Genomic DNA, 8,907 nt, shown 5'->3' with positions numbered 1-8,907 from the left:
GGGAGAGTGAATTGCATAAGCGCCACTTCAAAACTGACGCGTCGGGTTACCAAAACCAGTGCCTGACGTAGAAACGACATCTAAAACCGCAGACCAATGCTAAAGACCATTGGGCAGCCGGTTGCGGATGATTTTTGTGGTTGGATTTCCCGGCATGATCGTGTCGCACCACATCTGCCCTTCGAACAAATATCGCACCTGGATCGCTTGCGCTTCGTCGGCGGCGAAAGCGGCCTCGGCAGTTGCCAACGGTACCGTCGCGTCGGATGCTTTTGACTTCATCTGCACATGCCGCACGTCGGCACCGGCGGCCAAATCCGCAAACAATTGCAATACCTGGTCCTTGGCCCACTCGGTTTCCAAGATTTCCGGAAGTGGTTCGTTGTTTTCGAGATCTTCGAGACTTAGTTTTTTGGATGTCATGCGTTGGGCAATCCAGGGCGTATGAATGCAGGCATTAGCAGAATAGCGTTCTCCGGTGCAGGGCAAACGTAACGACACACACCACAGCCGGTGCAGGTGTCTTCGTCGACGGTTGGCTTGCCCTCAAACACGACGATCGCACTGTCGACCGGGCAGCGTTCGCTGCAGACAGTGCAAGTCGTGTGGTGGTGCGCCAGGCACAAGTGCTCGGTAATTTTCGCAGTCCCCATGACCGGCCGGATCGAATCGACCAGCACGCCCGGTTTGCAGGAAGTGATACAGGGAAAGTCGTCACACATCATGCACGCCGCCACGTCGGCTTCGATGATCGGTGTGCCTGCAACACTACCAAGTCGATCAGGTGCGTTGCGGATGGCGTCGTAGGGACAGGCTGCAATACAGTCACCGCATCGCGTGCAGCCGGCCAAGAATTGAAACTCATCAATCGCGCCGGGTGGACGGAAAACGGGGATCGTTCGCGACAGCGACTTGCGTGCAAAATCCGTTGGCGGAACCGGGTCGATGTTGATGCCGCCGATGCTACGCGGTTTCGACTCAGACGCCGTTTCTTGATCCGGTTTGGGGTACCGCATGACCAAGGGCGCAAACTTGGTCGACGGTATGAATTTCCACAGGCGACCTTGCAGCAGATCGCGTCGACTTTGTCTGAGCTTCGAAGGCGCACACAAATACCTGAACGCAATGACAGGCAATCGCACAGTCACCAAGAGAAAGCGCCGCAGCACCGGCAACAACCCTCGCGGCTGACTCGTTACGTCGCCTGGACTTTTGTGATCTTGCGTCAACTTCGTTGCCAACCCATTTTCCACGACATTCAACAGCGGATGCATCACGCTAACTTTTGTGCCTGCCATTTTCACGCCGTCAGTATGACAGGCATCGTCAACCCGCGCCAGCTCGCAAACAATTCCCATCGGACTCTGACAGACGGCCGCAGTGGCCGCGCCTGAGCGAGCCAAGTTGTGGTGACCCAACCAGCAACCGGGTCCAGCCGCTCAGGTAAACTGCTACCAAATGAATCTTGTCCGCCCATCTTACCTCATTCTCTACCTGTGCGTATAGATTGATTGATCCCCGATCCATCCGTCACTAACGCCTGCAAGAACCTTGACCGAAAGCCACCCGAAATTGGATTTCAACGAGTCTCGACTCTACGCGGACTCAACGAGAAATAGAGTCAGCTTGCTGGTGATATTCGCTCGGTGGGCGGTGGCGGATCCCACCGGAATCACCAATGCGTCGCCCTTGCGAAATTGAATTTGCGTCTCAGTGAACTTGTTTGCGAATTCGCCCCTGACGACAAATCCAACCTGCCCCTTGGTGCACGGTTCATCTCTTCAAAGGGGTGCGAGAACTGAACCAGCCGGATCAGTTGATTTTCGTCCACAAATCGCTTTTCGCTCGCTCCGACTGCGATCTCGCACCATTTCAATTTTGCGTTTTTCAAGTTCGGCATGGGCTTGTGCCGCACAATGCTCGCGTAGGACAACCGGGTTTCTTGCAAAGAAGCAACGTCACGCGACGACAGGTTCGCAGGGGTGACATCATCCAAAGCGACCGGTTTTAGCAGATTTGTCGTCGCCAAAAAAATCGAGCGAACGCGTGAACAGTCGAGCAGCATCTGAGATATTACAGCTGGCTGGCCGATGTTGCGTCACCCAACAGCACACCGTCAAAGCATGCTTGTTGCTGTGGTTGCGTGTTCATCAACTATCTCGCAGCAGGCAGGCCTTCCTCAGGTGACCGAACATCGACTTGGGGAAGTAGTTCTCTGAGTCGATCGATCGGCAGAGTCCATTTACCGTGATAGCCAACGTAAAGCGTTCTTAGCCGACGACAATCCTGCAAGCTTTTCAATCCGTTTTCGGTGACCGTCGCGTCGGGATTTGTCGCATAGACCGGGGCGAGAACCAGGGTTTCCAGGTTGGGCAACACGCTTAACTCAGCCACTGACGCATCATTGAGATGTTCAAATGATCTTAGGTACAGCGTGTGCAGTCGCGGAAGATCCTTCAGGTGCCGCAAACCACCGATGAAGTTTGACTGACTTAAGTCAAGCAGTTCAAGGGATTTCAAGTTCGAAAGCTTGGCAAGATCATCCCCGTTGAGTCGCCGCGATGCTGAATCAAAGATCTGGACGCCGCTTAACGAAAGTCGTCGTAGTTTGGTGCAACGGGCGATGACATCCAAATCCGCTTGATTCAGATACAGGTGACTCAGGTCAAGTCCTTCTAAGTTGGTGAATTCACGCAAAAATGCGAATCGTGATGAATCCGCGGTGCGATCGGGTTTCCACTTTGGATCCACTTCTTGCAACACGACATTCTCGCCAGGTATTTTTTTCACCTGGGACTCGCTGAATTCGGGCATCCCGCCAAGATTCAGGAACTCGACTTTGGACTGCGTACCGTCTTTACGAATTTGCTCCAATGCTGTGTAGTCATGAATTGCACTGCGTGGCAATGTGAAGGCCGGCGTGGAAACACGGATCGATTTCTTTGGAGTCGATTGACGTGTTAACGATTGCGGCTTGGGCGGTAAGTTGCCCTTTGCAACATCTTTCACCGACAGATCACCATAAACGACTTTGTAATTGCCGTCGGCTGCAGGCGAATACCACAAAATGGGGCGTTCGGTCTCACCTAGCTTCGCGCCCCCAAAGTAGTTCCAATCATTTCCGGCCTCGATTGAAAATTGAAACGCAGTCGCACGACCGACAGCCTCGCCGAATTCCTGCAATCTTTCCATCAAAGCTGCTTTTCGAGCCTGATCCGATTCAGCGAGTTGGTCTTCGACCGTCTCAGCCAATTTGTTCTGGATGGCCAGTGGAGTCCCCACTTCATCGTTGATCGAGAGCGAAAGCGGGAACTGAGATCCGTTCGCGGCGGCACAAAGACGAAGCATTTCAATCACATCATCCAGCGTTGCCGGTGTTTGGTCTCGCGGGGCGTCAAGAGACAGCGTCTCGTAATCGCGGGGAACATCAGTGTCAAACAGCTCGCGTGAAACGGCGACATCCACTTCGATTCCCGACATGACTTGCCACATCGGCACCGCGTTTCCATTTGCCATGTGTGCAGGGATTTCAAATCTCACTGCAACCATTGCGGGCACAAATGTTTTTGCATCAAACCACGCGCGGACCGTTTCACGACCGATCGTGGATTCGTAACCTTGTAAGGTCTCATTAGCCACAGTTCGTGTCCCGAGTGATGTGACGCCGCTCTCGCCTGCTCGATCCACTTGGAAATGCCGCATTAAGGCTTCGACAAGTCGAACCGGCGAATTCATGTCCATCGCCACAGCAGACGCCCCATCCGCGACGATTGCTTGTTTGGCACTGGGCATCAACAGGACGTTGCGATTCTGTTCTCGATTGACAATTTGAACGGTCCCCGCACCTTGGTATTCGATGCGATGAAACGACGGCGCGAGATAGGTGACTTTTTGAATGCCAGCCTGATCTTCAACCAGGTTGTCGTCCAGCATTCCTGACTCGGAAAATTGAACATAGCAGACCATGGACTTCAGCTGCTGCAACCGCTGGGCGACCTGGGCGTAAACGTTGTTGCTGCCTACCGAAAGGTCCAACAAGGTGAACCCACCGACGACAATCGCCATCACCGAAGCAGCGAGCGCGAATCGCAGCAGCGTGGAAAATTGCTTGCGAGGTTTGTGGTGTTGAATGACTTGCGGAGAATCACCGGAAATCTCGCTGGCTCGCTGCTTGACCCGCTCGACTGCAGCGGCCGGTACAGGTTCACTCAGAACAGCCCAAACTGCCGCTTCGAGTGGTCCGTCCAATTCAGGATGGTTTTGGTTTTCAGTGTTCTGGTTCATGACTTGTCTCCGTGGATGACCGCCAGTCGGCTGGACAGTTTTTGTCGTGCTTTGTAGAGAGCCGTGGACACGGTTTCGGGTGAGACCTCGAGCGCGGTTGCAATCTCGTTTCGCGAGAGCTGTTCGAAGTAGGCAAGGCTGAAGATGGCGGCCTGTCGATCAGGCAGCATCTGGATTTCGCTGCGAAGCCAACTCGCGAGCTCAGCGGCAATCAACTCCTGGTCGGGGCGCTGTGTTGCCGGGGGACTGACGTCGATCTTCGGCAACGACTGTGGTCGTCCTTGTTCCCTGCGCAGTCGATCGATCGACCGAACAGTGGCCAAGCGAACCATCAGACCCGTCCAGGTCCGGACCGGACCCGATTGGTGAACTGCCATCGCTTCGGTAAAGACGTCTTGGCTGACATCCTCTGCGTCATGAACTGAGCCGAGAATGCGGTACGCGATACGGAAAACTCGTTCCGCATGCTTTTCAATTACTTTCCCCCAATCAGGGGCATTTGGATCGGACACATCGGATCTCCATTGAGAAAGCGGGCGACTACCAACAGGTCGAACCAAACCTGTATTCATGACCTCGAAAATCAAAATCGAAGCAATTTGTTCTGATTTTCAAGTGTCTGGGCGTCCCCGGAGTCCGAAACGCCAGATTTCCTCGCAAGCCGCAGGTCCGTTATCCGATGGAACCGGGGCACAACACGGGATTAGACATTCAAACGAGGGAACTGGACGATGTCATTGACGACGTTTCCATAGACATCGGTAAGCCGGAAATCACGGCCGGCGTAGTTGAATGTAAGCTGCTTGTGATCCAACCCTAGTAAGTGCAGGATCGTTGCGTGCCAGTCGTGAATGTGGACGGGATTCTCGACGGCTGCATAGCCAAGTTCGTCGGTGGCTCCATACGCCGTTCCAGGTTTTACTCCGCCGCCAGCCATCCAGACGGTGTAGCCTTTGTTATTGTGATCTCGACCGGTGCCACTTTGCGCATAAGGAGTCCGACCAAACTCGCCGGCCCATATCACCAGTGTGTCCTTGAGCATTCCACGTTCTTTCAAATCGGATAGCAACGCTGCGACAGGTTGATCGGTTGCCAGGCACGACTCCGCCAACGCAGTTTTCAGCTGGAAGTGATGGTCCCAGCCTTTGGGGGCGGTTAGTTCAATGAAGCGAACCCCCGCTTCGGCCATACGTCGAGCCAGCAGGCATTGACGTCCGAAACGATCCGTGGGTTGGCCGTTTCCGATTCCGTAGCGCTCAAGTGTCGCAGCGGATTCATTCGATACATCCAGTAGACTCGGGACCTCGTCCTGCATGCGATAGGCTAATTCAAATGACTCGATTGCGCCTTCGATTTCTGGATGATAAACATCGCGTTGCAGTTTTTGTGCATTCAGGTTGCGAATGAAATCGAGCTGCTTGCGCTGTTGAACCTTCGTCAACAGCTTGTTCTCCATGTTGCGAAGCGGGGCGCCGGATTCTTGGTCAACGCCAAGCATCTTTGCATAGAATTCAGGAATTTGGTTCGTGCCGATCTTTGTGGCTTGATAGACCGCTGGCAGAAAGGCGCTGCCATAATTGCGAGCTCCGCCGTTCTCCGAGGGTGGGTTCAGCGTGATAAAACCGGGCAGATTTTTGTTCTCGGTGCCCAGACCATAAAGCGACCAAGCCCCCACCGAAGGCCGTGTGAATTGAAAACTGCCAGTGTGCATCTGAAGGAATGCCTGCGAATGATTCGGCAGATCGGTGTGCATACTGTGGATGAAGCACAACTCATCCGCGTGCCGGGCAAGATGTGGGCACAATTCCGAAAACCACAATCCGGATTCGCCGTGTCGTTTGAATTGAAAGGGTGACGGCATCAACCCTTTGTTTCCGGCGATCGCGCTATCGGCTGTGCTGCGCCCCTCGTGATCAGACAGTTTCGGCTTGTAGTCGAACAGGTCCACATGCGACGGACCGCCGTTCATCGACAGAAAGATGACTCGCTTGGCGGTGGCTGGAAAATGAGTCTGTTTGGGAGCGAGCGGGCCCCGTGCAGACGATTCGTCCGCGGCCGCCTGCTGTGCCAGACTCGCAAACGCAAGGTAGCCAAACCCCGAAGACAGCGACTTCAGAGCGGTGCGGCGGGAGTAGAGTGAATGCATGGTATTTTAGTCGAGGTTGCGAAATTCGGCCGTACATAGCATGGCCTGACAGAAACTCAACATCGTGACATCATCATCGTCGTCCAAGAACGTTCGTGACTGCTGTCGTTCGATTTTGCTGGGAGGGCGTGAAAAACACAATTCAAATGCCCGTTCAATCAGTTGGTCTGGATCGGAAGTTTCTTCCCGAAGTCGCTCAGCCAATCCTTCCGAACGCTGCTGAACAAACACACTGTTCATCAGATAAAACGCCTGAACCGGAACATTTGTGGTTTCTCTTTCACCTGTGACGAGACTCGGCTCTGCGAAATCAAACAGGCTCAACACATCAGGCAATCGATCGCGAATCACCGGCAGATAGATGGACCGATAGTTGGCCCCGTCCAGATCACGCGGCAATTTTGGGTTCAGTCCGATCAACGAAATCGGACGATCGCCAACAATCGTCGCAACGTGAGAACCGCCTGGTCGTTTAAGATCCAGATCGCCGGACACCAACAGCATCGCGTCGCGGATTGCTTCCGCTTCAAGCCGCCGTTTGGGCATCCTCCAACGCAATCGGTTCTCAGGGTCTTTCTCAAATGTGTTTCTGTCAAACGTCGATGACTGTCGGTACGTTCGTGAGAGTACCAATTGGCGAATCAGCGCTTTCGTTGACCACCCACCTTCCATAAAACGAACCGCCAGCGTATCCAACAATTCCGGGTGACTCGGTTTGTCGCCGGTGGTTCCGAAATTGTCGACTGTCGTCACTAACCCCCGCCCAAAAAGATGCTTCCATACTCGGTTGACGTAAACACGGCTGGTGAGTGGATGGTCTGGGCGCGTCAGCCACTGAGCCAATTCGAGGCGGCCGCTTTGCGTTGACGGTATCGACGGCGCATCAGCGATCACAATCGCCTGCGGAAAGGCGCGTTCAACAATGTCACCTTCGCGGCCGATTTCGCCGCGAGCAAGCATCGGCACGTTGACGACATCGTCGTCCAGCACTCCCATTGCGACGGGCAATGCTTTGCCCGTCGTGTCGAGCGTTTCAAGTTTCCCTTCGATAGGTCCGAGCCGCCAGATGTTGGCCAACACGTCTCGCAGGGTGAACGTTTTCTTCGGCTTCTTACCCGAAAACGCTGCGTCGCGAGCGGCATTGATTTGCGATCGAACCACCGACAGTTGTGCCTGTTGCGACTTCAATTCCTCAAACTTTTTCGGTGTCAGAGATTTGTTAAAAATCTTTTGCCCCGGAACGCGCGGCAACACTAGCGGATCGCCGCCCCGGTTGTTTGCTGGCGATGTAAATGTGCCAAAGTAAGTCTTGGTGCTAGCGAAGATCCCAGCCAGCGCGTAATAGTCATCCATCGAAAATGGATCAAACTTGTGATGATGGCATCGCGCACAGGCGACGGAGCTGCCCATAACCGAACGCGTCAGCGAATCGATCTGTTCGTCAACAAGATCGGCATTGAATTTGGCGTCGTTGTTTTCGCCCAAATTTTTTGTACCGACGGCAAGGAATCCCGTTGCGGTGAGTTGTCGAGCGCGTTGGGAATCATTGTCGAATGGTAACAGGTCGCCTGCAATTTGTTCCGTCAGGAAACGATCGTAAGGGATGTCTGCATTGACCGCGTCGATGACGTAGTCTCGGTATCGCCACGCGTATGGAAAGGACACATTCGATTCTCCGCCGCTGGATTCGCCGTACCTGGCGATGTCCAACCAATGCCTGCCCCAACGCTCGCCGAACTGAGGCGACTGCAGCAATTGGTCCACTTCGATCTCCAGCGCCGCCTCGATTCCCGAGGCTTTTTCCGCCGCAAGAAACCGGTCCATCGCAGCGAGTGTCGGCGGCAATCCCACCAGATCGAAATGCAACCGACGCAGCAACGATCGTGGCTGAGCGTCAGCGGAGGGCGTGAGCCCGTGTTTCGACAATTCATCAAAGACAAACCGATCAACGTCACCGCGAACCCATGAATCATCGTCTACAGTTGGGACCCTTCCGACCAAAGGCGTTTGATAGGCCCAGTGATCTCGAGCGGCGTCAATTCCGTTCCATGTCTCAATCCCTTCTAGCACATCATCCACCCTTGGATCCGGTGCTCCCATTTCGATCCATTTGCGAAAATCGGCGATGATCGAATCCGAGAGCTTCGGACCTTTCGGAGGCATGTTCAAATCGGCATCGGCATGCGAGATAGCCGTCAACAGCACACTTGCTTGTGGGTGATTTGGCACAATCGCCGGACCACGATCTCCGCCAGTGCGAACGGCAGCTCGCGAGTCGACGCGCAGGCTGCCTTCATTGTTCGCCCCCGCATGACAATCGTAACAATGCTTCACCAGCACGGGCCGAATCTTTGACTCGAAAAACTCGACACCACTGACCTGTTGCGAGGACTGTTCACCACCGCAAGACAGGGATGCGAGTCCAGCCATCCAAATCAGTGCGTAAATCACTCGTGTCATGAAAACACCGCTTTCTG

General features: G+C 54.2%; 6 protein-coding genes. All 6 read right to left on the bottom strand.

What is annotated here, in order from left to right; all coding sequences use genetic code 11:
- Positions 1-99: 99 nt before the first annotated feature.
- Complete coding sequence (locus tag NHH03_RS22690; RefSeq protein WP_253159970.1) at positions 100-423, bottom strand: hypothetical protein; 324 nt, start codon at positions 421-423, stop codon at positions 100-102.
- The gene (locus NHH03_RS22685; protein ID WP_253159968.1) at positions 420-1,016 is read right to left on the bottom strand and encodes a 4Fe-4S dicluster domain-containing protein; all 597 of its coding nucleotides are present in this window, start codon (positions 1,014-1,016) and stop codon (positions 420-422) included. Before NHH03_RS22685 ends, NHH03_RS22690 begins: the two co-directional genes overlap by 4 nt.
- Before the next feature lie 1,138 nt (positions 1,017-2,154).
- Complete coding sequence (locus tag NHH03_RS22680) at positions 2,155-4,284, bottom strand: hypothetical protein (RefSeq protein ID WP_253159966.1); 2,130 nt, start codon at positions 4,282-4,284, stop codon at positions 2,155-2,157.
- Complete coding sequence (locus tag NHH03_RS22675) at positions 4,281-4,796, bottom strand: RNA polymerase sigma factor (RefSeq protein ID WP_253159964.1); 516 nt, start codon at positions 4,794-4,796, stop codon at positions 4,281-4,283. Before NHH03_RS22675 ends, NHH03_RS22680 begins: the two co-directional genes overlap by 4 nt.
- A 191-nt stretch (positions 4,797-4,987) precedes the next feature.
- Positions 4,988-6,430, bottom strand: a complete 1,443-nt coding sequence (locus tag NHH03_RS22670) for a DUF1501 domain-containing protein (RefSeq protein ID WP_253159962.1) — start codon at positions 6,428-6,430, stop codon at positions 4,988-4,990.
- A 6-nt stretch (positions 6,431-6,436) separates the two neighbouring features.
- Positions 6,437-8,890: a PSD1 and planctomycete cytochrome C domain-containing protein gene (locus tag NHH03_RS22665; RefSeq protein WP_253159960.1), complete on the bottom strand. Its 2,454-nt coding sequence runs from the start codon at positions 8,888-8,890 to the stop codon at positions 6,437-6,439.
- Between the last annotated feature and the right edge of the window lie 17 nt (positions 8,891-8,907).

The sequence above is a fragment of the Stieleria tagensis genome, from assembly GCF_024129865.1.
GTDB lineage: Bacteria > Planctomycetota > Planctomycetia > Pirellulales > Pirellulaceae > Stieleria > Stieleria tagensis.
This window is presented reverse-complemented; position numbering and strand designations above follow the sequence as displayed.

Excerpts from the sequence above, each read along its gene's own strand:
- NHH03_RS22690 (WP_253159970.1), bottom strand. The coding sequence starts at position 423 with ATGACATCCAAAAAACTAAGTCTCGAAGATCTCGAAAACAACGAACCA.
- NHH03_RS22685 (WP_253159968.1), bottom strand. The coding sequence starts at position 1,016 with ATGCGGTACCCCAAACCGGATCAAGAAACGGCGTCTGAGTCGAAACCG.
- NHH03_RS22680 (WP_253159966.1), bottom strand. The coding sequence starts at position 4,284 with ATGAACCAGAACACTGAAAACCAAAACCATCCTGAATTGGACGGACCA.
- NHH03_RS22670 (WP_253159962.1), bottom strand. The coding sequence starts at position 6,430 with ATGCATTCACTCTACTCCCGCCGCACCGCTCTGAAGTCGCTGTCTTCG.
- NHH03_RS22665 (WP_253159960.1), bottom strand. The coding sequence starts at position 8,890 with ATGACACGAGTGATTTACGCACTGATTTGGATGGCTGGACTCGCATCC.